This window comes from Roseibium sp. M-1 (assembly GCF_054515675.1).
On the sequence record NZ_CM137257.1, the window covers coordinates 1,093,643 to 1,117,446 of the forward strand.

The following is a 23,804-nucleotide window of genomic DNA, read 5'->3' on the forward strand; positions in this document are numbered from 1 at the left end:
ATCCTCCAACCTTGACTAGTGCGTAACTGGATCTTGTTCCATTTTTGTTCCTATTGCAAGCCCTTTTTGTTCCCCTTGTCATCAGCTAATCAAATTTGCTGAAAACTGCGGGTTTTTGGTTTGTTCCACATCATCAATCGCAAGAACGATCCCGTCTGAAGTTTTACCAGACGGTTTCGTTGTTGCGAGAGGTGAGCCGGCTATAGGGAAGCCTCTGAACTAGAGTTCCTTGACCAGACCTTCGTCGAGAGTGATCGCGCGGTCCATACGGCCCGCCAGCTCCATGTTGTGGGTGGCGAAGAGGGTCGCGACACCCGAAGCACGCACGAGGGCTTGCAGGGCATCGAAGACATAGGCGGCCGTATTCGGGTCGAGGTTGCCGGTCGGCTCATCGAGCAGCAGGATGCGCGGAGCATTGGCAACCGCACGGGCAACCGCAACACGCTGCTGCTCGCCGCCAGAGAGTTCGGACGGGCGATGGCTGCCGCGCTCGCCAAGACGCATGTATTTCAGGAGCTCGTCCGCACGTTCCGCTGCCAGATGCCGGGGCAGGCCACGGATCATTTGCGGCATCATGACGTTTTCCTGCGCGGTAAATTCCGGCAGCAGATGATGAAACTGATAGACGAAGCCGATATCGTTGCGCCGGATCGCCGTGCGCTTGTCGTCGGACAGGTTGGAGCAATTCACGGGCCCGAGATAGACATCCCCCTCGTCCGGCCGCTCCAGAAGTCCGGCGATATGCAGCAGGGTCGACTTGCCGGTGCCTGAGGCAGCGACAAGCGCGACCATTTCCCCGGCCTCGATACGCAGGTTTGCGCCTTTGAGGATATGCAGCTTCTTGCTGCCCTCGTCGAAGCTGCGCGTGATGCCGGAAAGCTCCAGCGCGGCAGGGGCAAGGCCCGGCGTGCGGGCGGGATCAACGGCCATGTTCATCTCCCGTCTCCCTATTCATACCGGAGGGCTTCGACAGGATCGAGCCGAGCCGCCCGCCAGGCCGGATAGACCGTTGCCAGCAGCGACAGCACCAGCGCCATCACCAGCACGGTGATGGTCTCGCCGCTGTCGATATCCGCCGGAAGTTTCGACAGGAAGTAAAGTTCTTCAGAAAAGACGTCAGTCGTTGTCAGCCAGGAAACGAATTGACGAATGCTCTCGATGTTGAGGCAGATCACCAGCCCCAGGCAGAAGCCCGCGAGCGTGCCTACACAGCCGATGCTGGCACCGGTGATCAGGAAGATCCGCATGACCGCGCCACGCGTCGCCCCCATGGTCCTGAGGATGGCGATATCCTTGCCCTTGTCCTTCACCAGCATGATCATGCCGGACACGATGTTGAGCGCGGCCACCAGCACGATCAGGAACAGGATGATGAACATCACGTTCCGCTCAACCTCCAGGGCCGCGAAAAAGGTGACGTTGCGCTCCTGCCAGGTGGAGACGAAGGTCGGACGATCCGCGGCTTCCTCCAGCAGGGGCCGCATGCTGCCGACCGCATCCGGGTCGCTCACATAGACCTCGATGCCGGTCACCTTGGTGTCCATGTTGAAATAGGCCTGGGATTCTTCCAGCGGCATGAACAGGAAGGTGGAATCGTATTCGCTCATGCCGATCTTGAAGATCGCGGAAACGGGATAAGCCTTCAAACGGGGAGTCACGCCCATCGGCGTCACGCTGCCACGCGGCGATATGATGGTGATGTTGTCGCCGATCGTGATGCCGAGCTGCTGCGCCATGTTGGCGCCGATGGCCACTCCAGCCCCTTCTTCGAAACCGTCCAGTGTCCCGAGTTGAATCGTATTGGCGATCAACGGGATCCGGCGAAGATCGCTCTCGTAAACGCCGCGCACCAGGGCACCGAAATTGCCGGCCGGCCCGGAGACCAGAGCCTGGCCTTCCACAAAGGGCATGGCGCTCACAACGCCCGGAAGCGGATCGAGCCGCGCGGAGACCGCGTCATAGTCCGTCAGCGGCATGTCGATCGGCTGCACCAGCATATGGCCGTTGATGCCGAGGATCTTGCCGAGCAGCTCCGTGCGAAAGCCGTTCATCACCGCCATCACGATGATGAGCGTCGCGACGCCCAGCATGATGCCGGCGAAGGAAAAGCCGGCGATCACGGAGATGAAAGTCTCGCGCCTGCGGGAGCGCAGGTAGCGCCCGGCGATCATCCATTCGAAGGCGGAAAAGGGACGTGTGGGGGCTGCCGGTTTGTGACCTTCGTCAATTTCCGCAGTGTCTACCGCTGTCATTGTCCATCCACTTCAGCAAAGCCCCGGGCCCTCAGGCAGCCGGAGAGCCGGCCGATACCATAAAGCCCCGCGGCCGCGGCAAATCCGCGACCGAATCCCCGTTCCGAGGATCACCGGACTGGATTAGTCCGTCAATGCCGCGGTCAGCTTGTTGATCGTGGCTTCCGGGGAAAGCATTTCCTTTTCCCCAGTTGCCCGGTCCTTGACTTCCAGCAGGCCGTCCTTCAGGCCGCGCGGTCCGGCGACAACCTGATACGGCAGGCCGATCAGATCCATCGTGGCAAATTTTGCTCCCGCGCGGGTATCCGTGTCGTCATAGAGGACCTCGATGCCGGCAGCTTCCAGCTTGGCATAAAGATCTTCGGACACGCTGTCGGTCAGCTCGTCGCCCGGCTTCAGATTGACCAGCCCCACATGGAACGGCGCAACAGACTTGGGCCAGATGATTCCGTTCTCGTCATGATTGGCTTCGATCAAGGCGCCAAGAAGGCGAGATACACCAACACCGTAAGAGCCCATGTGGACCGGAACCTCGGTGCCCTCGGCCGTTGCGACCTTGGCGCCCATGGGTTCGGAATATTTGGTGCCGAAATAGAAGATGTGGCCAACTTCGATGCCGCGCGCGGAAACCCGGTTTTCTTCCGGCAGCGCGTTGAAGGCGGCTTCGTCATGCATTTCGTCGGTCGCCGCATAAGGCGTCGTCCACTCGGTCACCACCGGCGTCAGATCGGAGAAGAAATCCGTGTCCTCGGCCGGGACCGGCAGATCCAGCAGCGCCTTTTCGCAGAAGACCTCACTCTCGCCGGTCTCGGCAAGAATGATGAATTCATGGCTCATGTCGCCGCCGATCGGGCCCGTATCTGCTTTCATCGGGATCGCCTTCAGCCCCATGCGGGCGAAGGTGCGCAAATAAGCGACGAACATGCGGTTGTAGGCGTGGCGCGCGGCTTCCTTGTCGAGATCGAAGGAATAGGCGTCCTTCATCAGGAATTCGCGGCCGCGCATGATGCCGAAGCGCGGACGGACCTCGTCGCGGAACTTCCACTGGATGTGGTAGAGGTTCAGCGGCAGATCCTTGTAGGAGCGCACATAACCGCGGAAAATGTCGGTGATCATTTCCTCGTTGGTCGGGCCGAACAGCATGTCGCGTTCATGTCGGTCGGTGATGCGCAGCATCTCCTTGCCATAGGCATCATAACGCCCGCTTTCGCGCCACAGATCCGCGGACTGAATGGTCGGCATCAAAAGCTGGACAGCACCGGCACGTGCCTGCTCCTCTTCCACGATCCGTTCCACCTTGCGCAGCACCTTCAGCCCCAGCGGCAGCCAGGAATAGATGCCGGCGGATTGCTGGCGAATCATGCCGGCGCGCAGCATCAGCCGATGGGACACGATTTCCGCTTCCTTGGGTGTTTCCTTCAGGATGGGCAGGAAGTAACGGGAAAGACGCATGAAAGTTCTCTCAATTGGAGCAATGCCTGTTTGGTGCGCAGTCAAACCGCAAGCGGTGGCCAATTACAAGCGTTTTGCTGCATTGCGGCCAGCTTATTCAGATCTGCCGGCGAAACGCAGCAAAAATGCCCGGGTTTCCGGCGGTTTCCGTGTGATTTGCCAGCTAATTTTTTGCCCGTAAAAATACTAAGGTCTTAGTACAAAATACCGCTAAGGAAATAGGCAAGCAAAAAAAATAGTCTGCGCACGACAAATAGGTGACAAGCCTGATTCAATCCGGTAGGTTCCATTTCCATAACAAGAAGATGCCTCGGCAGAAATGCCAAGAAGCTCAAGGACATCGCGGTCTGAGTCTTGGGAGGAAGGACCCTCGGCGCACCTTACGGTCCGCAGCCGCCCAATCGCCCGGTAATACCGGCCGGTAAGGGTACAGGGTCGAATTTAGACGCGGAACTTTTACAAGGCAGGGCTTCGGCTCTGCCTTTTTCTTTGACTTGCTGCCGTCGTTACTGACTGGCGTCTTCAATAGCTGTCAATGACTCCTCCAGTCGACGGCATTGCCGGTCCTCGGAGCCTATCAGCTTCCCGGTTGGCTGTAGGCGCCGGAGGGAGGATTGAAGAACGGAATGTCGTCCAGGCCGAAGCCGGAGGTACGAAGAGCCAGGTAACCTGAAAAGATGATCGTCGCGACGATGGTCGTCAGGATGACGACACGGATAAACCGCGGACGGTCCGGGGCGCTTGGCTCTGAACCGGGCACCACCTCACCCGCCTCTTCCTGTGTCCGGCGCATGCCGAAGGGCAGAATGGCAAACAGGATGATCCACCAGATCATGAAATAGATGGCCATGCCAAACGCCACGGACATTGCTTACGCCTCTTCCAGTTCGGTCAACGTGCCGAGGAAATCCTTCGGATGGAGAAACAGCACAGGTTTTCCGTGGGCACCGATCTTCGGCTCGCCATCGCCCAGGACCCGCGCACCATCGGCCAGCAGCTTGTCGCGCGCGGCGATGATGTCATCAACTTCGTAGCAGACATGATGAATGCCGCCGGAGGGGTTCTTTTCCAGGAACTTGGCGATCGGCGAATTCTCACCGAGCGGTTCAAGCAGCTCGATCTTGGTGTTCGGCAGATTGATGAACACCGTGCTGACGCCGTGATCCGGCTGTTCCTGTTTCGCCGAGACATCGGCACCGAGCGTGTCCCGGTAGACCGCGGTCGCAGCCTCGATGTCCGAAACAGCGATGGCGACGTGATTGAGCCGTCCGATCATGCATAAACCTCCACCTTGGATGCACCTTCAACAGGTCCCCAAAACTCAGCCTCATCATTGGAAGGACCGACAGGTCCGTCTCAAAGCATCGGCCTCTTGTTGGGGAGCATTTTGCCTGTCCTTCGAGACGGGCCGTTGACCCTCCTCAGGATGAAGTCATGCTGTCTTGATGCGCCCAGTCCGCAACTTCATTGATCAGATAGCCGGATACGGGTACCCGGCTATGCTGACAAGGCGACTATAGTTGGGTCACCATCACCTTGCAGAGCGTCTTTTTGCCCCAAACCTCCAGGATTTCGGCCCTGGCAGCCCTGCGGGCTGCTTCCCCGACCAGATCCTTGTCCTTGCGGCGGCCCTTCGGAATGCTCTTCACCGCGCCCCGGACGGCCTTGAGCACGATGTCCTCCATCGGCTCGCCGTCATCGTCGGTGTCCGGCAGACCGAGCAGCACGACATTCGGATCGTCGAGCAGGTCCCCTGCCCGGTTGACCACTATCGAGATGACTGCCGCGCCGGCAAAGGACAGCTTGCGCCGTTCCTTCACGCCGGTGACCTCCGGGTCGTCCAGGATCTCGCCGTCCTTGACCAGAATGCCCGACGGTGCCTCGTCGATGATCCCAGCCCGGCCGGCGCTGAGGCGGATGATGTCCCCGTTCTTGCCGCGTACCACTTCCGGAACGCCTTGTGCCTTTGCAAACGCTGCATGGGCGGCGAGATGCAACGGTTCGCCATGGACGGGAAGCACGACCTTGGGCTGCACCAGCTTGTAGAGCTGCTCCAGTTCTCCGCGGCGCGGGTGGCCGGAGACATGCACCAGTGCGTCCCTGTCGGTGATGATCTCGACATCCTTGTCGGCCAGGTTGTTCATGACCTCGCCGACGGCCTTCTCGTTGCCCGGAATGGTGCGGGAGGAGAAGATCACCATGTCGCCCTTGGAGAGTGCGATGTTGCGATGATCACCCGCAGCGATCCGGGCGAGCGCCGCCCGGTTTTCGCCCTGTGAACCTGTGCAGAGCAAGACCGCCTTTTCCCGCGGCAGATAGCCGAAGGCCTCTTCTTCATGGAACGGCTTCAGGCCTTCCAGATAACCAAGCTCGCCGGCCACCTCGATCACCCGGTGCATGGAGCGGCCGACCACGACCACATCGCGATCGTTGGCGGCCGCCGCTTCCGCGATGGCGCGGATACGGGCAACGTTGGAGGCAAAGGTCGTCACCGCGATCCGGTGGCTGGCCTTCGCCATCACCTTTTTCAGCTCTGCGGCGACTTCCGCTTCACTCGGGCTGACGCCGTCGCGGATGGCGTTGGTACTGTCGCAAACCAGCGCCATCACTCCTTCCCGGCCAAGTTCTGCCAGCCGGTCCATGTCGATCGGCAGACCGACGCCGGGCGTCGGGTCGATCTTCCAGTCGCCCGTGTGCAGCACCATGCCGGCGGGTGTGCGGATCGCAAGCGCGCAAGGCTCCGGGATCGAGTGGGCCATGGCGACGAATTCGACGTCGAAAGGCCCGACCTTGATCCGATCGCCCTGCTTGACCACCGTCACGGGCACCTCTTCGGCGCCCGGCTCGCTTTCGGCCTTGGCAGCCAGAAGCCCCGCGGTGAAGGCGGTGGCATAAACCGGCACCTTCAGATAGGGCCACAAATGCAGGATGCCGCCGTAGTGATCCTCATGGGCATGAGTGATCACCATGCCGGCGATGTTGTCGACCTCGTCTTCCAGGAACTTGATGTCCGGCACGACCACGTCAATGCCCGGCAGCTCCGGACCGGCAAAGCTGACGCCGCAATCGACGATCAGCCAGGTGCGGTCGTCCTCCGGACCGTAGCCGTAGAGGCCGAGGTTCATTCCGATTTCGCCCACCCCACCGAGCGGCAGAAATACGATGTCATTGTCTTTTTTCTTGGCCGAAGCCATGGATTGCTCCTTTAACCGTCAGCGCGGACCCCGCACGGCGCTCAAGCACCGGGTAAAAACACATCGCCCGCATAAAGGGTGCGCAAGCGGCCATCGCCCTGTTTCAGCACCAAATGGCCGCGCGCATCCAGGTCGGCAAAAATGCCGGTAATCTCTTCCTGGGCGGTTCGGACCGTGATCGTCTTGCCCAGATGGGCCGCCCGCCGGAGCCAGGCCCGGCGAATGGCATCGAAGCCGCCTGGCTGGCGCCAATAAGCAAGCTGCTCCGCCATCGCTCCCGCGAGGCATTCGAACAGCCGTTCGGCAGGCACCTGAAAGCCCAGGCTTCTCAAGTCTGTTGCCTGATACAGGGAAAGCGGCGGATGGGAAACACAATTCACGCCGAAACCGATCACCACCGCCTGCCGTCCATCGGCAAGCGTCTCCGCTTCCAGCAGGATCCCGGAGAGTTTCGCTCCGTCGACCAGGAGGTCGTTCGGCCATTTGAGGGCAACGAGGTTCAGCGTGCCCGCAGCCTTGTCGACCGCGTCGGCCAGAGCGACGGCGGCTGCAAGCGGCAGTTCGCCGATCCGCGCCGCGGGTTCCGGGTCGATCAGCAGCAGGCTGGTGAACAGGTTGCCGACAGGCGACGACCAGTCCCGGCCGCGCCGGCCGCGTCCTGCGGTCTGCTCCCCGGCGCGAATCCAGAGCTGTCCGGGATGTCCGGCCTGGGCGCGCTCGAAGCACAGGGAATTGGTGGAGCCGACGCTTTCGTGCTCCTCAAAGCGAAAGTCCGGCGCACCGGGCGCCGGACGTTCCATTCCGTTTCTCGTCATGTTGCCGGTCAGAACAGCGACTGGGCTGCCGAACTTGCCGCCCCGACGATCTGACCCGGCGCGATCCAGAAGAAGATCACGAACAGGCTGGAAAGACCGAGCACGACGCGCAGCTCCATCGGCATCTTTTCAAAGCCTTCGACGGGTTCGTCGAAGAACATAACCTTCACGACGCGAAGATAGTAGAAAGCGCCGACCACCGACATCACCACACCGATGATGGCGAGCGGATAGAGCCCTGCCTCGACAGCCGCTGCAAAGACGTACCACTTGCCGAAGAACCCGACCAGCGGCGGGATGCCGGCAAGCGAGAACATCAGCAGGCCGAGCAGAATGGCCATTGGAAGGTTGGTCTGGGAGAGGCCCGACAGATCATTGACTTCTTCGACCATGCCGTCCTTGCGGCGCATAGAAAGGATGCAGGCAAAAACACCGAGGGTCATGCCGAGATAGGCGATCATGTAGAAGATCACGCCTTCGACACCCGTCTGGGTACCGGCGGCAAGACCGACTAGGGCGTAGCCCATGTGACCGATGGAGGAATAGGCCATCAGCCGTTTCAGGTTGCGCTGACCGATCGCGGCAAAGGCACCGAGCGCCATGGAGGCGATGGAGACGAACACGATCACCTGCTGCCAGTCGCTGGTTACCGGCTGGAAGGCTTCGATGACGATGCGCACCAGCATGCCCATGGCGGCCACCTTCGGCGCGGCTGCCAGGAAAGCGGTGACCGGGGTCGGCGCACCTTCATAGACATCCGGCGTCCACATGTGGAACGGCACGGCGGAGATCTTGAAGGCAAGACCGGCCAGGATGAAGGTCAGGCCGATGATGAGGCCGATAGAAGCCCCGCCATGATTAAGCGTTTCCGCGATGCCTTCGAAGGAAACCTGACCGGTGAAGCCGTAGACCAGCGACATGCCGTAGAGCAGCATGCCGGAGGACAGGGCACCGAGGACGAAGTATTTCAGGCCCGCTTCCGTCGAACGCACGCTGTCGCGGTTGATCGCGGCAACGACGTAGAGCGACAGGCTCTGCAGTTCGAGGCCGAGATAAAGCGCGATCATGTCGTTTGCCGACAGCATGAGCATCATGCCGAGCGTCGCCATCACGATCAGGATCGGATACTCGAACTGATCGAAGGATTCGCTTTTGGCATAGGCCCAGGACATCGCGATGGCAAAGAACGAGCCCGCCAGCACCAGCAGTTTCATCAGATGGGCGAAGTCATCCATCTTGAAGGAACCGCCGAAGGTCTCGCCGTAACCGGGCACGAACAGCAGCACCAGGAAGGCGCCGCCGATGAGGCCCATGGCAACGCCGAAGACGGCGTAGGTCACGCGCTTGCCGCCAAAGGCGCCCATCATCAGAAGGACCATGGCTCCGAGGGCCAGGATGATCTCCGGCAGGACCGGTTTGAGATCTGGCAGGTGGGTCAATTCAGACATGGCTCTGTCTCGTCCTCGAAACCTTAGTGGGCTGCGGCGGCTGCCGCCGCGTGCTGGACAACGCCAGCCGCGTCAAGCGCCGCAGTGTACTGATTGATGAGATTGTCGACCGCACCCTGGGTCACGTCCAGGATCGCCATCGGATAGAAACCGAAGAAGATCGTCAGGATGACCATCGGGATGAGAATGACCTTTTCCCTGAGGTTCAGGTCGAGGATCGACTTGAGGCTTTCCTTTTCCAGTGCGCCGAAGACGACACGGCGGTAGAGGAACAGCGCATAGGCGGCGGACAGGATCACACCGGTGGTGGCAAAGAATGCCACCCAGGTATTGACCTGGAACGCGCCCATCAGCGTCAGGATTTCGCCAACAAAGCCCGAGGTGCCCGGAAGACCGACGTTGGCCATGGTGAAGATCAGGAAAGCCACCGCGTATTTCGGCATCCGGTTGACCAGGCCGCCATAGGCGGTGATCTCGCGTGTGTGCATGCGGTCGTAGATCACGCCGACGCAAAGGAAGAGCGCGCCGGAGACGATGCCGTGGGAGAGCATCTGGAAGATGCCGCCCTGCACGCCCTGCGTGGTCATCGTGAAGATGCCCATGGTGACGTAGCCCATATGGGCGACCGACGAATAGGCGATCAGCTTCTTGATGTCTTCCTGGGCGAGCGCCACCAGCGAGGTGTAGATAATCGCCACGATCGAAAGCGTATAGATCATCGGGGCGAACATGTCGGAGGCGAGCGGGAACATCGGCAGCGAGAAGCGCAGGAAGCCATAGCCGCCGAGCTTCAGGAGGACGCCCGCCAGAATGACCGAGCCCGCCGTCGGCGCTTCAACGTGCGCGTCCGGCAACCAGGTGTGCACCGGCCACATCGGCATCTTCACCGCAAAGCTCGCGAAGAAGGCGAGCCACAGCCAGGTTTGCATTTCAGCCGGGAAGCCGTGTGCAAGCAGCTGTTCGATATCTGTCGTGCCGGCATTCCAGTACATCGCCATGATGGCGATCAGCATCAGCACGGAGCCGAGGAGCGTATAGAGGAAGAACTTGTAGGACGCATAGACCCGGCGCGCACCGCCCCATACCCCGATGATCAGGAACATCGGGATCAGGCCAGCTTCGAAGAAGACGTAGAAGACCACCAGATCAAGCGCGCAGAAGACGCCGATCATCATGGTTTCCAGCACCAGGAAGGCGATCATGTATTCCTTGACCCGCTTCTGCACGCTCTCCCAGGAGGCGAGGACACAGAAGGGCATCAGGAACGTGGTCAGGATCACGAACAGCACCGAGATGCCGTCGACGCCCATGCGGTAGCTGATCTTGTCGCTCAGCCATTCCTTGTGTTCCACGAACTGGAAGCCGGAATTGGCCGTGTCGAAGTTGCCCCAGATGAACAGCGACAACAGGAAAGTCACCGAGGTCGTCACCAGAGCGACCATGCGGATGTTCTTCTTGCTGCCATCGTCATCTCCCGGAACGAGGAGAATGAAAAGCACGCCAAGCAGCGGCAAGAAGGTCGTGAGTGACAGAATTGGCCAGTCAATCATTAGTGTGCACCCCCGCCGGTGCTGGTACCGGTGAACATCGACCAGGTGATGAGCAGAGCCACACCGATCAGCATCGCAAATGCGTAGTGATAGAGATATCCGGTCTGCAGCCGCACGACCCAGGCGGTGACGTTCTGGACGCGCGAGGCAACGCCGTTCGGGCCGAAGCCGTCGATTACGGTGCCATCGCCCTTCTTCCAGAGCACCCGGCCGAGCCACATGGCAGGACGGACGAAGATGAAGTCATAGAGCTCGTCGAAGTACCACTTGTTGAGCAGGAACTGATAGAGGCCGGAATGGCGCTCTGCCAGCTGCTTCGGCATTTCCGGAGAGCGGATGTAGAACTGGTAGGCGACCAGGAAGCCGAGCACCATCATCACGAAAGGCGACACCTTCACCCAGGCCGGCACTTCGTGCATGGCGTGGAGAACGTGGCTGCTTTCCATGGACGGCATCGCGCCCGTGACACCGGTGTTCCAGAAGGCATCGTAGCCTGCACCGTAGAACGAGCCGTAGAAGACCATGCCGGCGAGGACGGCCCCGATCGACAGGATGAACAGCGGCACGGTCATGACCAGCGGCGATTCATGGACGTGTTTCATGACATCGACAGGTGCACGCGGCTTGCCGTGGAAGGTCATGAAGGTCAGGCGCCAGGAATAGAACGAGGTCAGCGCGGCAGCGATCACCGTCAGCCAGAAGCCGTAGAGCGCCATCGGATTGGCATGCTCGCCCATGGATCCGCCGAAGGCTGCCTCGATGATGGCGTCCTTGGAGATGAAGCCGGCAAAGCCGATATGGGTGAACGGAATGCCGACACCGGTCAGCGCCAGCGTGCCGATCATCATCGTCCAGTAGGTGATCGGGATATGTTTCCTGAGGCCACCCATCTTGCGCATGTCCTGCTCGTCGGAGACCGCATGGATCACGGAACCGGCGCACAGGAACAGGAGCGCCTTGAAGAAGGCATGCGTGAAGAGGTGGAAGATGCCGATCGAATAGGCTCCGACGCCGAGCGCCACGAACATGTAGCCGAGCTGGGAACAGGTCGAATAGGCGATCACGCGCTTGATGTCATTCTGTACGAGGCCGACCGTTGCGGCAAAGAAGGCCGTGGTCGCGCCGAAGAAGACAATCACCGTCAGCGCCGTATGGGAGAGTTCCATCAGCGGCGACAGGCGCGCCACCATGAAGACGCCCGCGGTCACCATGGTTGCCGCATGGATAAGTGCGGAAACCGGGGTCGGGCCCTCCATCGCGTCCGGAAGCCAGGTGTGCAGCAGGAACTGCGCCGACTTGCCCATGGCGCCCATGAAGAGCAGCAGGCAGACGATGGTCATCGCGGAATGCGGATCGAGGTGGTAGCCGAGGAAGGACATCACCTCTTCATGCCCGCCGATGAAGGACGGGGCATCGTTGAAGATCTTCGTGAATTCGATGCTCTGGAACAGGTAGAAGACGCCGAAAATACCGAGCGCGAAGCCGAAGTCGCCGACGCGGTTGACGACGAAGGCCTTGATCGCAGCCGCGTTGGCCGAGGGTTTCTGGTACCAGAAGCCGATCAGGAGATAGGAGGCAAGGCCCACGCCTTCCCAGCCGAAGAACATCTGCAGCAGGTTGTCGGCGGTGACCAGCGACAACATGGCGAAGGTGAAGAGCGACAGATAGGCAAAGAAGCGCGGCCGGTGCGGATCGTGGTGCATGTAGCCGATGGAGTAGACATGCACCAGCGCGGAGACCGTGGTGACCACGACCAGCATCACGGCGGTGAGCGTGTCGACCCGGATCGACCAGGCAACCTTGAGATCGCCGGTATCGATCCAGCGGAAGAGTTCGACGATCTGAAGTTCGGAGCCGCCGAGCCAGAAGCCGAAGAAGACGATCCACGACAGCATTGCCGCCAGGATCAAGAGGCCGCTGGTGACATATTCACTGGCCTTGGCACCGATGGCACGGCCGAAGAGGCCGGCGATCAGGAAGCCGATAAGCGGCAGGAACAGGATTGCGGAATACATCGGTCCCTACCCTTTCATCACGTTGACGTCTTCCACGGCAATGGAGCCGCGGTTCCGGTGGAAAACCACCAGGATCGCCAGGCCGATCGCGGCCTCTGCGGCGGCGACGGTCAGAACCAGCATGGTGAAGATCTGGCCCATCATGTCGCCGAGGAACGACGAGAAGGCGACAAAGTTGATATTGACCGAGAGCAGCAGCAGCTCGATCGACATCAAGATAACAATCACGTTTTTCCGGTTCAGAAAGATACCGAAGATCCCGATCGTGAACAGGATCGCCGCGACCGACAGATAGTGCGACAGACCGATTTCCATGGGCGCCTCGCCGTGCTCCCCTCGTTTACCCCAACCGGAAACCGCACGGAGGAGCGTGCCTGTTTCCGGACTTATTCGAATGACGCAATTGCCTCGCGTCAGATACCCTTGCCCGTCTCGACCTTGCGGACCTCGATGGCGGTTTCGCGGTTACGCGCAACCTGGTCCGGAATGCTTTGACGCTTGACATTCGGCTTGTGGCGCAGGGTCAGGACGATCGCCCCGATCATGGCCACCAGAAGAACCAGGCCAGCGACCTGGAAGAAGTAGATGTATTTCGTGTAGAGGACCGAGCCGATCGCCTGGATGTTCGTGACGCCTTCAGCGCCCGGGACCCCGGCGATCACCGGTGTCGGTTCGGAGCCATGACCCAGCACACCCGGTGCGATGATCCAGGCACCGAGACCCATCAGCAACTCGACCAGCAGGATGATGCCGACCAGGCTGCCGACCGGCAGATACTGCAGGAAACCCTGGCGCAGCTCGACAAAGTCCACATCCAGCATCATCACGACGAAGAGGAAGAGCACCGCCACGGCGCCGACATAGACGACGACCAGGAGCAGCGCCAGATATTCGGCGCCGAGCAGGATAAACAGACCCGCGGAATTCACAAAGGCCAGGATCAGGAACAGAACCGAGGTCACCGGATTGCGCGACGCGATCACCATGAAGCCGGACGCCAAGGTGACGCCGGCAAACAGGTAGAAGAAGAGAGCGTTCAGGATCATGTTGAAGACCTGCCTGTCGTGTGGCCTTGCGGCCGGATATGCGGGGCCCGGCCGGATTGCCGGGCTGAACCACGGGTTAGCTCCTAGCGGTAAGGAGCATCCATTTCAATGTTGCGGGCGATTTCGCGTTCCCAGCGGTCACCGTTCGCCAGAAGCTTGTCCTTGTCGTAGTAAAGCTCTTCACGGGTTTCCGTCGCGAATTCGAAATTCGGTCCCTCGACGATCGCGTCCACCGGGCAGGCTTCCTGACAGAAGCCGCAGTAGATGCACTTGACCATGTCGATGTCGTAGCGCGTTGTGCGGCGGGTGCCGTCGTTGCGCCGCGGACCGGCCTCGATGGTGATCGCCTGAGCCGGGCAGATGGCCTCGCACAGCTTGCAGGCGATGCAGCGCTCTTCGCCGTTCGGATAACGGCGCAGTGCGTGTTCGCCCCGGAAGCGCGGGCTCACCGGGCCCTTTTCGAACGGATAATTGACCGTTGGCTTCGGCTTGAAGAAGTAGCGCATCGCCAGGATGAAGGCCGACACGAACTCCTGCAGAAACAGCGATTTGACGGCTTGACTAAGTCCCATCGCTTTTTGCCTCTCTTTCCTCAACCAGCCAGCTGGCTGGCCGCCAAATACCCGATGACCGGAAAGCCGATCACCGGAACTCCAAAAATCAGGACGCCTAACAGCGTCTTGTGGCGGGCGACGGCACCACCGTCGCCGCCTGCCTGCCTGTTCTTCGTTTCCGCCGCCTGAAGCATGCCCTTCAGGATCTTCCAGTCGAGCCAGCCCACATAGAGGCCCACGGCGGCGCCGATCACGCCCGCCAGCGAGACACCGGCGAGCAGATCGCTCACGTCAGGGTGCCCAGCCCATGATCATCAGCACGGCTGCGACGACCACAACCATGGCCAGCGACAGCGGCAGGAACACCTTCCAGCCCAGGCGCATCAGCTGGTCATAGCGGTAGCGCGGGACCATGGCCTTCACCATGGCGAACATGAAGAAGCCGAGCAGCGACTTCAGCAGGAACCAGACGATGCCCGGAACCCAGGTGAACGGTGCGAAGTCGAACGGCGGCAGCCATCCACCCATGAAGAAGATCGTCATGAGCGCGCACATCAGGCAGATGGCGACATATTCGCCAAGCATGAACATCATGTACGGGGTCGAGCCGTATTCCACCATGAAGCCGGCAACCAGTTCCGATTCCGCTTCCGCCAGATCGAACGGCGGGCGGTTGGTTTCGGCGAGCGCAGAGATGAAGAACACCACGAACATCGGGAACAGCGGCAGCCAGTACCAGTTCAGGAAGGTCAGCCACGGCACGCCGAGCATGTTGGCAAGACCGGTTTCCTGGGCATGGACGATGCCCGAGAGGTTCAGTGTGCCGGCGCACAGCAGGACGGTCACGATCACGAAGCCGATGGAGACCTCGTAGGAAACCATCTGCGCAGCGGAGCGTAGCGCCGACAGGAACGGGTATTTCGAGTTGGACGCCCAACCACCGATGATGACGCCGTAGACTTCGAGCGACGACACGGCGAAGACGAAAAGGACACCAACGTTGATGTTCGAGATCACCCAGCCGTCCGCAACCGGGATCACGGCCCAGGCGGCAAGCGCCAGGAGCACGGAGACCAGCGGGGCCAGCAGGAACAGGATCTTGTTGGAGCCGGACGGAATGACCGGTTCCTTCAGGACGAATTTCAGAAGGTCGGCAAAACTCTGCAACAGGCCCCAGGGGCCGACCACATTCGGGCCGCGGCGGATCTGGACGGCTGCCCAGATCTTGCGGTCCGCATAAAGCACATAGGCGACGATAACCAGCAGCACGACCATCAGCAGGACACTCTGCAGTGCCATCAGAAGGAATTGCCCAAAGTAGGTCGTCGTAAAGAACTCAACCATATCGGTCCCCTACCCCTTATTCTGCTGCTTCCGCCGCCCGCGTCTTGGCGAGCGCCGAGCACTCGGCCATCACCTTCGAGGCGCGGGCGATCGGGTTGGTCAAATAGAAGTCCTGGACGGCATTCGTGAAACCGGCGCTGTCCATCTTGGCCTTGGCGTTCGCCAGCTTGGCGACATCCGCCGGATCGCCGGCTTCGATCGCGTCGATGCCGGTCATGTGCGGATGGGCTTCAAACAGCTTGGCGCGCAGTTCGCTGAGCGAGTCGAACTCGAGCGTCTGGCCGAGAACGGCGGACAGAGCACGCAGGATCGCCCAGTCCTCGCGGGCATCGCCCGGAGGGAACGCGGCCCTGTCGGCCATCTGGACGCGGCCTTCGGTGTTGACGTAGATCGCCGACTTTTCCGTATAGGCGGCACCCGGCAGGATGACATCGGCGCGGTGTGCGCCCTTGTCGCCGTGCGTGCCCTGATAGACGACGAACGCGCCTTCCGGAATTTCAACCTCATCGACGCCGAGCAGGAACAGGACATCCAGTGCGCCTGCATCCAGCATGGCGCCTGTGTCCTTGCCGCCCTCGCCCGGCACGAAGCCGAGGTCAAGCGCACCGACCTGCGAAGCTTCCGTGTGCAGAATGTTGAACCCGTTCCAGCCGTCCTTCACCACGCCGAGTGCCTTGGCGGCTGCCGCGATGTTGGCCAGCACGGCCGCGCCGTCCGGTCGGTTGAGCGCGCCCTGGCCGACGATGAACATCGGACGCTCGGCCTTCGCCGGAGCATGATCGATGAACTGCTTCAGGCTGTCCGGGCCGGCGCCGAGATAGGTCACCGGATAGGTCAGGTCGGCATTTTCGCCGATGAGGCCGATGGTGACGTCGCCGTGGACAAAACGCTTGCGGATGCGGGAATTGAGCACCGGCGCTTCACGGCGCGGATTGGTGCCGATCAGCATGATCGCGTCGGCTTCTTCGATCCCCTGGATGGTGGAATTGAAGAGATAGCTGGCGCGGCCATTCTTCGGATGCAGCGGCGAGCCCGGGAAACGGCTGTCGATATTGGCGACGCCGAGTTTTTCCATCAGGCGCTTCAGCGCGAACATGTCTTCCACACCGGCGAGCTGGCCTGCCAGCGCGCCGACCTTGTCGGCGGACGTGGCCTTCACCTTCTCGGCGATGATCTGGAAGGCTTCACCCCAGGAAACGGGCTGCAGCTTGCCATTCTTCTTGGCATAGGGCCGGTCGAGACGCTGGGTCTTGAGGCCGTCCCAGATGTAGCGGGCCTTGTCGGAGATCCACTCTTCGTTGACCTCTTCATTAAGCCGCGGCATCACGCGCATGACTTCCTTGCCGCGCGTGTCGACCCGGATGGCCGAGCCGACCGCGTCCATGACGTCAACGCTTTCGGTCTTCGTCAGTTCCCACGGACGGGCATGGAATTCATAGGGCTTGTGGGTCAGCGCACCGACCGGGCAGAGGTCGGCGACGTTGCCCTGCATTTCGGAGGAAAGAGCGGCATCCAGATAGGTGGTGATTTCCGCGTCTTCGCCGCGGCTGATCAGGCCCATGTCGGTCACGCCGCAGACTTCCGTGGTGAAACGGACGCAACGGGTGCAGTGGATGCAGCGGGTCATGATCGTTTTGATCAGCGGACCGATTTCCTTGTTCTCGACCGCGCGCTTGTTCTCGTGGAACCGGGAGCCGTCGACACCATAGGCCATTGCCTGGTCCTGCAGGTCACACTCGCCGCCCTGGTCGCAGATCGGGCAATCCAGCGGGTGGTTGATGAGCAGAAACTCCATCACCCCTTCGCGGGCCTTCTTGACCATCTCGGACTTGGTCTCGACCACCGGCGGCTCGCCGTTCGGGCCCGGACGCAGGTCCTTCACGCCCATGGCGCAGGAGGCGGTCGGCTTGGGCGGTCCGCCCTTCACTTCCACCAGACACATGCGGCAGTTGCCGGCAATGGACAGCCGGTCATGGTAGCAGAAGCGCGGAACCTCGGCGCCCGCTTCCTCACACGCCTGAAGCAGCGTGTAGTCCGCCGGGACGTCCACTTCCTTGCCGTCGATGATGAGCTTCGTCATCCGTTGCTCTCCAAATCCCGTTCCGCTTACTCAGCCGCCACCATGGTCGAAGAAGACTTCGACTTGGCGACATAGTCGTCGATGCGTTGCTCGATGACAGGCCGGAAATTCTTGATCAAACCCTGGATCGGCCAGGCGGCCGCATCCCCGAGTGCACAAATGGTGTGGCCTTCGACCTGCTTGGTCACCTTGAACAGCATGTCGATTTCCTCATAGGAGGATTCGCCCTTCACCATGCGTTCCATCACGCGCCACATCCAGCCGGTACCTTCCCGGCACGGCGTGCACTGGCCGCAGCTTTCGTGCTTGTAAAAGTAGGAAAGCCGCGCGATCGCCTTGATGATGTCGGTGGACTTGTCCATGACGATCACCGCTGCCGTACCGAGGCCGGAGCCGAGGCCGCGCAGCGTGTCGAAATCCATCGGCGCTTCCTTGATCTGCTCTGCCGTGCAACAGGGCACGGAGGAGCCGCCGGGGATTACTGCCAGCAGGTTGTCCCAGCCGCCGCGGATGCCGCCGCAATGCTTTTCGATCATCTCGTCGAACGGCACGCCCAGCTCTTCCTCGAAGGTCGACGGCTTGTTGACGTGGCCGGAGACGCAGAAAAGCTTGGTGCCGGTGTTGTTCGGACGGCCGAGCGCGGAGAACCAGGCAGCGCCACGGCGCAGGATGGTCGGTGCAACGGCGATCGATTCCACGTTGTTCACTGTCGTCGGGCAACCATAAAGACCGACGTTTGCCGGGAACGGCGGTTTCAGGCGCGGTTGGCCCTTCTTGCCTTCCAGGCTTTCCAGCAGAGCCGTTTCCTCGCCGCAGATATAGGCGCCGGCACCGTGGTGAACGTAGATATCGAAATCGTAGCCGTTCTTGTTGTTCTTGCCGATCAGACCGGCGTCGTATGCCTGGTCGATCGCCGCCTGCAGGCGCTCACGCTCTCGGATGAACTCGCCACGCACATAAATGTAGGCGGCAATGGCGCCCATGGCGAAACCGGCGACAAGGCAACCTTCGACCAGCGTGTGCGGGTCGTGGCGCAGGATCTCGCGATCCTTGCAGGTACCGGGCTCGGATTCGTCGGCATTGACGACGAGGTAAGCCGGACGGCCGTCGGATTCCTTGGGCATGAACGACCATTTCAGGCCGGTCGGGAAGCCTGCACCGCCACGGCCGCGCAGACCGGAATCCTTCATTTCCTGAATGATCCAGTCGCGGCCCTTGTCGATCAGACCCTTGGTGTTGTCCCACTGGCCGCGCTTCTTCGCGCCTTCCAGGCCCCAGTCATGCAGACCGTAGATATTGGTGAAGATCCGATCCTGATCCTTCAGCATCTCTTCCCCCTAGTCTTCGCTCTTGGAGGAGGCCACTTCACCGGCTTCCACGCGCTTGGAAAAATCTGTCTCGCCGCCCGAGGCCAGGATCTTGGCCTGGTCGATCCAGCCGTCCCGCTCGATGCGTCCCTTGAACTTCAACCGGCTGTCGACCCAGGCAACTTCCGCCGGCCCCCAGCTTGCCACCTGGTCGAAGTGGAAAAAGCCGAGTTCGTTGAGCGTTGCTTCAAGCTTGGGCCCGACGCCCTTCAGCTTCTTGAGATCGTCCGCCTTGCCACCGCGAGCAGCCTTCAGGAGTTCGGGTTCCTTCTCGGCAGTCTCGGTTGTACCGCTGGTGTCGGCGGCGCGGGCAACCTCGACTTCGGTGCGGTCGTCGCTGTCCGGCTTGCCCTTGTTCTGGCTGCGCGCTTCAGGCGTGGATGCCTTCTTGTCACCTTCGGCCTTTTCGGCCTTGGCCTTCTTGGGAGCGGCCTTTTTCGGTGCCGGAGCAGGCGCTGCAGCAGCAGGCGCTTCGTCCTTCTTGGCGGACCGGGCTGCAAATTCCGCCTTCACCTTGGCAACCGCGTCTTCTGCGGGCGTCGGTACGCCGTCATAGTCGTTGCCATGAGCATTGATCGGCGCACCGGCAAAGGCGTGCGATGCCTTCTCGGAGCCATCGACAATGTGGGGAACCGGCAGCTCGCCCTTTGTGTTGTCGTCGATCTCGGTAAGAGACGTCTGGCCGCCTTCGGCCATCGCGAAGCGGCGGCCGTTTTGCGGACCCGGGGTGACTTCCTTGCCGGCGGCAATGTCGTCGATCAGCTGGTTGAAGCTGTCCGGGGTCAGGTCCTCGTAGGTGTCCTTGAAGATCTGCACCATCGGCGCGTTGACGCAGGCGCCCAGACACTCGACTTCTTCCCAGGAGAACATGCCGTCCTCGGAAATCTCGTGCATGTGCTTGGCAATGCGGCTCTTGCAGATCTTGATCAGTTCTTCCGACCCGCGCAGCTGGCACGGTGTCGTACCACAGACCTGGATATGGGCCTTGCTTCCGACCGGCTGCAGCTGGAACATCGTATAGAAGGTCGCCACTTCCAGAACGCGGATATTGGGCATGTCGAGCAGCTCCGCGATATAGCGGATTGCCGGCTCACTCACCCAGCCATCGTTCTGTTCCTGCGCACGCCACAAAAGCGGAATGACCGCGGAGGCCTGGCGGCCTGCCGGATAGCGGTCGATCAGCTTCTTCGCCCAGTCGAGATTTTTCTCGCTGAACGCGAAGCTTTCTGGTTGTTCCGCGGCAAGTCGGCGAACTGCCATGGTGTTATCCCCGTTCTCTCATACGGACCGGAGCCGGACGGGCGGCTGCCGGGATCAAAAATTGGTGGCGGGCCGCCCGCATCAGCGGTCGACCTCACCGAACACGATATCCAGGGACCCGAGCACTGCCGAGACGTCGGCAAGCATGTGCCCGCGGCACAGGAAGTCCATGGCCTGAAGGTGAGCGAAGCCCGGTGCCTTGATCTTGCAGCGATACGGCTTGTTGGTGCCGTCCGCGACGAGATAGACGCCGAATTCGCCCTTCGGTGCCTCGACGGCGGCGTAAACTTCGCCGGCCGGCACGTGATAGCCTTCGGTGTAGAGTTTGAAGTGGTGGATCAGCGCTTCCATCGAGCGCTTCATCTCGCCGCGCTTCGGCGGCACGATCTTGCCGTCGATGGCAGAAACCGGACCGGTCTCGACCGTGAGCTTCTCCAGGCACTGCTTCATGATGCGGACCGACTGGCGCATTTCTTCCATGCGGATCAGATAGCGGTCGTAGCAGTCGCCGTTCTTGCCGATCGGAATATCGAAGTCGAGTTCGGAATAGCACTCGTAAGGCTGCGACTTGCGCAGGTCCCACGGCGCACCGGATCCGCGCACCATCACGCCGGAGAAACCCCAGGCCCAGGCTTCGTCGAGATCGACGACGCCGATATCGACGTTGCGCTGCTTGAAGATGCGGTTTTCTGTGAGAAGACCTTCGATGTCGTCCAGCGTCTGCAGGAACGGATCGCAGAAGTCCCAGATATCGTCGAGAAGATCGCGAGACAGGTCCTGGTGCACCCCGCCCGGGCGCACATAGGCTGCGTGCATGCGAGCGCCGCAAGCCCGCTCATAAAACACCATCAGCTCTTCGCGCGGCTCGAAGCCCCAGAGCGGCGGCGTCAGTGCACCGACGTCCATGGCCTGGGTGGTCACGTTGAGGAGATGCGACAGCAGGCGACCAATTTCCGAATAGAGCACGCGGATCAGCTGGCCGCGCTTCGGCACAGTCACGCCGAGCATCTTTTCGACAGCCAGCGCGAAGGCATGTTCCTGGTTCATCGGCGCCACATAGTCGAGGCGATCGAAGTAGGGAACGGCCTGCAGGTAGGTCTTCTGCTCGATCAGCTTTTCGGTGCCCCGGTGCAGGAGACCGATATGCGGATCGACACGCGTGACCACTTCGCCGTCCAGCTCCAGCACAAGGCGCAGCACGCCGTGGGCCGCCGGGTGCTGCGGGCCGAAGTTGATGTTGAAGTTACGGACCTGAGCCTCAGCCATTTTGAGGTTCCTGCATTTTTTGCGTGAAATAGGCGATGACTTCCGGACCGGTCATTCTGCGGGTTTCATTCGCGAAGGCGTAATTGTCCGGTTGTTCGTCAACGAAGATTTCAGACGTGAATTTGAAGACCGAGGGATCGTCGAAAGCTTGCGCGGCAACGCTGACATGGGACCCGTCCGCCATCCGCCACAGAAGGGACGAACCGCATTTGGTGCAGAACACGCGCTCGCCGTAGTCGGACGACTTGTAGACGCCGAGAGCCTCCTGCCCGTCCATGTCGATGCTGTTCATCGCTCCGCAGCTGACGGCCATGTAAGTACCACCGGTCCAGCGGCGGCACATGGAGCAGTGGCAGACGCCCATCTCGTTGTCGACGGGCGTTGCGGCAAACCGCACCGTTCCGCAAAGACAACCGCCTGAAAGCCGTTCGCTCATCCCTCGCCCCGCCCTTAGTTGGTCGTTGCTTTCTCATCGCCCGGCAGCACGTAATCCGTGCCTTCCCAGGGCGAGAGGAAGTCGAAGTTCCGCATTTCTTGGTTCAACCGGACCGGCTCATAAACGACGCGCTTCTTCTCGTCGTCGTAGCGCACTTCGACAAAACCCGTGACCGGAAAGTCCTTGCGCAGCGGATGCCCGTCGAAACCGTAGTCAGTGAGGATGCGGCGAAGGTCAGGATGGCCGGAGAACAGGATGCCGTACATGTCGTAGGCTTCGCGCTCGAACCATTCGGCAGCTGGAAAGATCGGCGTCAGCGAGGGGACCGGAGTTTCCTCGTCGGTTGCGACCTTCACGCGGATGCGCTGGTTCTGAACCGGCGACAACAGGTGATAAACGACATCGAAGCGCCTTTCACGCGCCGGAAAGTCGACGCCGCACAGGTCCGTCAGGTTGGCAAACTTGCAGGAACTGTTGTCGCGCAGAAAGCGGATCGCATCGAGAATTCCAGTTGCGTTGACGGTCAGCGTCAATTCGCCGAATTCGACCTTCCAGGACACAAGAGACTCGCCCAGGCCGAGCTGGATATGCTCAGCGAGTTCCTTCAACGTCTCGTCCATCGTGTTCGACCTCACTCCTGGGGCATCCCGCTTGCCGGGCACCCAAATCTCTTAAAAAATCCGCCGCCTCTCCCGCGGCAGATCCTTATCTTTCGATCGTGCCCGTGCGGCGGATTTTCTTCTGCAGCATCAGGACGCCGTAAAGAAGCGCCTCCGCCGTCGGAGGACAGCCCGGCACGTAAATGTCGACCGGCACGACGCGGTCGCAGCCGCGCACCACCGAATAGGAATAGTGATAGTAGCCGCCGCCATTCGCGCAGGAGCCCATTGAGATGACGTAGCGCGGCTCGGGCATCTGGTCGTAGACCTTGCGCAATGCCGGCGCCATCTTGTTGGTGAGCGTGCCGGCAACAATCATGACGTCGGACTGGCGCGGGGATGCGCGCGGGGCGAAGCCGAAACGTTCGGCGTCGTAGCGCGGCATGGACATCTGCATCATTTCCACGGCGCAGCAGGCCAGGCCGAAGGTCATCCACATCAGCGAGCCGGTCCGGGCCCACTGGATCAGATTGTCGGTGGAAGTGACGAGAAAGCCCTTGTCGGCCAGCTCGTTGTTGACTTCCAGGAAAAACGCGTCGTCCGCACCAACCGGCTTGCCGGTATTGGGGTCGATGATGCCCTTGGGCTGCTGCGCGACGAGCGGCCCGGTCGTGGTCAATCCCATTCCAGCGCTCCCTTTTTCCATTCGTAGATAAAGCCGACGGTCAGGACGCCGAGAAAGACCATCATGGACCAGAACCCGTACCAGCCCAGATCACCGAACACCGTTGCCCAGGGGAACAGGAAGGCCACCTCAAGGTCGAAGATGATGAACAGGATCGAGACCAGGTAAAAGCGCACGTCGAACTTCATGCGCGCATCGTCAAAGGCGTTGAAGCCGCACTCATAAGCCGACAGCTTTTCCGGGTCAGGATTCTTGTAGGCCAGGAGGAACGGCGAGATCAGCAGCGCAAGGCCGATCACCAGCGCAATGCCAATGAACACGACGATCGGGATATATTCCCGCAAGAGATCTTCCATTTCTTTCGCGTCCTTGCATATGGGGGCGGATCGGGAGGCGACCCGGCGCCGGGGCGATGCCCCTGCCCTGTTAAACCGGCAGGTC

General features: G+C 60.9%; 24 protein-coding genes. 1 reads left to right on the forward strand and 23 read right to left on the reverse strand.

Translation table 11 applies throughout. The annotated features are described in order from the left end of the window. Positions 1–219: 219 nt before the first annotated feature. The 3 genes from ACX3M4_RS04990 to proS form a co-directional block, all read right to left on the reverse strand. A complete protein-coding gene (locus ACX3M4_RS04990; RefSeq protein ID WP_459357493.1) occupies positions 220–936 on the reverse strand; it encodes an ABC transporter ATP-binding protein in 717 nt (238 codons plus the stop codon). 11 nt (positions 937–947) lie between these two features. Continuing rightward, a complete protein-coding gene (locus ACX3M4_RS04995; RefSeq protein ID WP_459359368.1) occupies positions 948–2,228 on the reverse strand; it encodes a lipoprotein-releasing ABC transporter permease subunit in 1,281 nt (426 codons plus the stop codon). Positions 2,229–2,375: 147 nt separating this feature from the next. Next, entirely contained in the window at positions 2,376–3,704 is a 1,329-nt protein-coding gene (gene proS / locus ACX3M4_RS05000; RefSeq protein ID WP_459357494.1) for a proline--tRNA ligase, read from the reverse strand. On the opposite strand from proS, the gene ACX3M4_RS05005 reads away from it, so the two are divergent. Further along, complete coding sequence (locus ACX3M4_RS05005; protein ID WP_459357495.1) at positions 3,703–3,885, forward strand: hypothetical protein; 183 nt, start codon at positions 3,703–3,705, stop codon at positions 3,883–3,885. The genes proS and ACX3M4_RS05005 overlap by 2 nt on opposite strands. A 396-nt stretch (positions 3,886–4,281) precedes the next feature. On the opposite strand, the gene ACX3M4_RS05010 is transcribed toward ACX3M4_RS05005, so the two are convergent. The 20 genes from ACX3M4_RS05010 to ACX3M4_RS05105 all read right to left on the reverse strand — a co-directional run bounded on the left by ACX3M4_RS05010 (position 4,282) and on the right by ACX3M4_RS05105 (position 23,719). Next, entirely contained in the window at positions 4,282–4,572 is a 291-nt protein-coding gene (locus tag ACX3M4_RS05010; RefSeq protein WP_459357496.1) for a DUF1467 family protein, read from the reverse strand. A gap of 3 nt (positions 4,573–4,575) precedes the next feature. Then, complete coding sequence (gene mce / locus ACX3M4_RS05015) at positions 4,576–4,980, reverse strand: methylmalonyl-CoA epimerase (protein ID WP_459357497.1); 405 nt, start codon at positions 4,978–4,980, stop codon at positions 4,576–4,578. Positions 4,981–5,218: 238 nt separating this feature from the next. Beyond that, complete coding sequence (locus ACX3M4_RS05020) at positions 5,219–6,898, reverse strand: ribonuclease J (protein ID WP_459357498.1); 1,680 nt, start codon at positions 6,896–6,898, stop codon at positions 5,219–5,221. Between the two features lie 41 nt (positions 6,899–6,939). After that, positions 6,940–7,698, reverse strand: a complete 759-nt coding sequence (locus tag ACX3M4_RS05025) for a biotin--[acetyl-CoA-carboxylase] ligase (RefSeq protein WP_459357499.1) — start codon at positions 7,696–7,698, stop codon at positions 6,940–6,942. Positions 7,699–7,721: 23 nt separating this feature from the next. Then, positions 7,722–9,161, reverse strand: coding sequence for an NADH-quinone oxidoreductase subunit NuoN (gene nuoN, locus ACX3M4_RS05030; RefSeq protein WP_459357500.1), 1,440 nt, complete (start codon positions 9,159–9,161; stop codon positions 7,722–7,724). Between the two features lie 23 nt (positions 9,162–9,184). After that, positions 9,185–10,711, reverse strand: a complete 1,527-nt coding sequence (locus ACX3M4_RS05035) for an NADH-quinone oxidoreductase subunit M (protein ID WP_459357501.1) — start codon at positions 10,709–10,711, stop codon at positions 9,185–9,187. After that, positions 10,711–12,726 carry an NADH-quinone oxidoreductase subunit L gene (nuoL, locus tag ACX3M4_RS05040; RefSeq protein ID WP_459357502.1) on the reverse strand — a complete coding sequence of 672 codons (2,016 nt, stop codon included), beginning with the start codon at positions 12,724–12,726 and terminating at the stop codon, positions 10,711–10,713. Before nuoL ends, ACX3M4_RS05035 begins: the two co-directional genes overlap by 1 nt. Positions 12,727–12,732: 6 nt before the next feature. Further along, positions 12,733–13,041 (reverse strand): NADH-quinone oxidoreductase subunit NuoK, encoded by a 309-nt coding sequence (gene nuoK, locus ACX3M4_RS05045; protein ID WP_006934707.1) that lies wholly within the window; start codon positions 13,039–13,041, stop codon positions 12,733–12,735. Positions 13,042–13,139: 98 nt separating this feature from the next. Then, entirely contained in the window at positions 13,140–13,772 is a 633-nt protein-coding gene (locus ACX3M4_RS05050) for an NADH-quinone oxidoreductase subunit J (RefSeq protein ID WP_459357503.1), read from the reverse strand. 83 nt (positions 13,773–13,855) lie between these two features. Beyond that, positions 13,856–14,344, reverse strand: coding sequence for an NADH-quinone oxidoreductase subunit NuoI (gene nuoI / locus ACX3M4_RS05055; RefSeq protein WP_055677396.1), 489 nt, complete (start codon positions 14,342–14,344; stop codon positions 13,856–13,858). A gap of 20 nt (positions 14,345–14,364) precedes the next feature. After that, positions 14,365–14,616 (reverse strand): hypothetical protein, encoded by a 252-nt coding sequence (locus ACX3M4_RS05060; protein ID WP_459357504.1) that lies wholly within the window; start codon positions 14,614–14,616, stop codon positions 14,365–14,367. Position 14,617: 1 nt separating this feature from the next. Continuing rightward, complete coding sequence (nuoH, locus tag ACX3M4_RS05065; RefSeq protein ID WP_459357505.1) at positions 14,618–15,670, reverse strand: NADH-quinone oxidoreductase subunit NuoH; 1,053 nt, start codon at positions 15,668–15,670, stop codon at positions 14,618–14,620. 16 nt (positions 15,671–15,686) lie between these two features. Further along, entirely contained in the window at positions 15,687–17,750 is a 2,064-nt protein-coding gene (nuoG, locus tag ACX3M4_RS05070; RefSeq protein ID WP_459357506.1) for an NADH-quinone oxidoreductase subunit NuoG, read from the reverse strand. Positions 17,751–17,776: 26 nt separating this feature from the next. Further along, positions 17,777–19,078, reverse strand: coding sequence for an NADH-quinone oxidoreductase subunit NuoF (nuoF, locus tag ACX3M4_RS05075; protein ID WP_459357507.1), 1,302 nt, complete (start codon positions 19,076–19,078; stop codon positions 17,777–17,779). Between the two features lie 9 nt (positions 19,079–19,087). After that, positions 19,088–20,377, reverse strand: a complete 1,290-nt coding sequence (locus ACX3M4_RS05080) for an NADH-quinone oxidoreductase subunit E (RefSeq protein WP_459357508.1) — start codon at positions 20,375–20,377, stop codon at positions 19,088–19,090. An 81-nt stretch (positions 20,378–20,458) separates the two neighbouring features. Next, the gene (locus ACX3M4_RS05085; protein WP_459357509.1) at positions 20,459–21,643 is read right to left on the reverse strand and encodes an NADH-quinone oxidoreductase subunit D; all 1,185 of its coding nucleotides are present in this window, start codon (positions 21,641–21,643) and stop codon (positions 20,459–20,461) included. Continuing rightward, positions 21,636–22,079 carry a GFA family protein gene (locus tag ACX3M4_RS05090; RefSeq protein ID WP_459357510.1) on the reverse strand — a complete coding sequence of 148 codons (444 nt, stop codon included), beginning with the start codon at positions 22,077–22,079 and terminating at the stop codon, positions 21,636–21,638. The genes ACX3M4_RS05085 and ACX3M4_RS05090 overlap by 8 nt, the downstream gene beginning before the upstream one ends. 14 nt (positions 22,080–22,093) lie before the next feature. After that, on the reverse strand, positions 22,094–22,699 hold the full coding sequence (locus tag ACX3M4_RS05095) for an NADH-quinone oxidoreductase subunit C (RefSeq protein ID WP_459357511.1): 606 nt from the start codon (positions 22,697–22,699) through the stop codon (positions 22,094–22,096). 85 nt (positions 22,700–22,784) lie between these two features. Further along, positions 22,785–23,363, reverse strand: a complete 579-nt coding sequence (locus tag ACX3M4_RS05100) for a NuoB/complex I 20 kDa subunit family protein (RefSeq protein ID WP_459357512.1) — start codon at positions 23,361–23,363, stop codon at positions 22,785–22,787. Next, positions 23,354–23,719 (reverse strand): NADH-quinone oxidoreductase subunit A, encoded by a 366-nt coding sequence (locus ACX3M4_RS05105; protein WP_459357513.1) that lies wholly within the window; start codon positions 23,717–23,719, stop codon positions 23,354–23,356. Before ACX3M4_RS05105 ends, ACX3M4_RS05100 begins: the two co-directional genes overlap by 10 nt. Positions 23,720–23,804 lie beyond the last annotated feature (85 nt).

What these genes read in the sequence shown, in the direction of transcription:
- nuoK (WP_006934707.1), bottom strand. Translation starts at nt 13,041, where the DNA reads ATGGAAATCGGTCTGTCGCACTATCTGTCGGTCGCGGCGATCCTGTTC.
- ACX3M4_RS05035 (WP_459357501.1), bottom strand. Translation starts at nt 10,711, where the DNA reads ATGATTGACTGGCCAATTCTGTCACTCACGACCTTCTTGCCGCTGCTT.
- proS (WP_459357494.1), bottom strand. Translation starts at nt 3,704, where the DNA reads ATGCGTCTTTCCCGTTACTTCCTGCCCATCCTGAAGGAAACACCCAAG.
- ACX3M4_RS05050 (WP_459357503.1), bottom strand. Translation starts at nt 13,772, where the DNA reads ATGATCCTGAACGCTCTCTTCTTCTACCTGTTTGCCGGCGTCACCTTG.
- ACX3M4_RS05025 (WP_459357499.1), bottom strand. Translation starts at nt 7,698, where the DNA reads ATGGAACGTCCGGCGCCCGGTGCGCCGGACTTTCGCTTTGAGGAGCAC.
- nuoL (WP_459357502.1), bottom strand. Translation starts at nt 12,726, where the DNA reads ATGTATTCCGCAATCCTGTTCCTGCCGCTTATCGGCTTCCTGATCGCC.
- ACX3M4_RS04990 (WP_459357493.1), bottom strand. Translation starts at nt 936, where the DNA reads ATGAACATGGCCGTTGATCCCGCCCGCACGCCGGGCCTTGCCCCTGCC.
- nuoH (WP_459357505.1), bottom strand. Translation starts at nt 15,670, where the DNA reads ATGGTTGAGTTCTTTACGACGACCTACTTTGGGCAATTCCTTCTGATG.
- ACX3M4_RS05020 (WP_459357498.1), bottom strand. Translation starts at nt 6,898, where the DNA reads ATGGCTTCGGCCAAGAAAAAAGACAATGACATCGTATTTCTGCCGCTC.
- ACX3M4_RS05095 (WP_459357511.1), bottom strand. Translation starts at nt 22,699, where the DNA reads ATGGACGAGACGTTGAAGGAACTCGCTGAGCATATCCAGCTCGGCCTG.
- ACX3M4_RS05090 (WP_459357510.1), bottom strand. Translation starts at nt 22,079, where the DNA reads ATGAGCGAACGGCTTTCAGGCGGTTGTCTTTGCGGAACGGTGCGGTTT.
- mce (WP_459357497.1), bottom strand. Translation starts at nt 4,980, where the DNA reads ATGATCGGACGGCTCAATCACGTCGCCATCGCTGTTTCGGACATCGAG.
- ACX3M4_RS05010 (WP_459357496.1), bottom strand. Translation starts at nt 4,572, where the DNA reads ATGTCCGTGGCGTTTGGCATGGCCATCTATTTCATGATCTGGTGGATC.
- nuoG (WP_459357506.1), bottom strand. Translation starts at nt 17,750, where the DNA reads ATGACGAAGCTCATCATCGACGGCAAGGAAGTGGACGTCCCGGCGGAC.
- ACX3M4_RS05105 (WP_459357513.1), bottom strand. Translation starts at nt 23,719, where the DNA reads ATGGAAGATCTCTTGCGGGAATATATCCCGATCGTCGTGTTCATTGGC.
- ACX3M4_RS05085 (WP_459357509.1), bottom strand. Translation starts at nt 21,643, where the DNA reads ATGGCTGAGGCTCAGGTCCGTAACTTCAACATCAACTTCGGCCCGCAG.
- nuoF (WP_459357507.1), bottom strand. Translation starts at nt 19,078, where the DNA reads ATGCTGAAGGATCAGGATCGGATCTTCACCAATATCTACGGTCTGCAT.
- ACX3M4_RS05100 (WP_459357512.1), bottom strand. Translation starts at nt 23,363, where the DNA reads ATGGGATTGACCACGACCGGGCCGCTCGTCGCGCAGCAGCCCAAGGGC.
- nuoN (WP_459357500.1), bottom strand. Translation starts at nt 9,161, where the DNA reads ATGTCTGAATTGACCCACCTGCCAGATCTCAAACCGGTCCTGCCGGAG.
- ACX3M4_RS05005 (WP_459357495.1), top strand. Translation starts at nt 3,703, where the DNA reads ATGAAAGTTCTCTCAATTGGAGCAATGCCTGTTTGGTGCGCAGTCAAA.
- ACX3M4_RS05080 (WP_459357508.1), bottom strand. Translation starts at nt 20,377, where the DNA reads ATGGCAGTTCGCCGACTTGCCGCGGAACAACCAGAAAGCTTCGCGTTC.
- nuoI (WP_055677396.1), bottom strand. Translation starts at nt 14,344, where the DNA reads ATGGGACTTAGTCAAGCCGTCAAATCGCTGTTTCTGCAGGAGTTCGTG.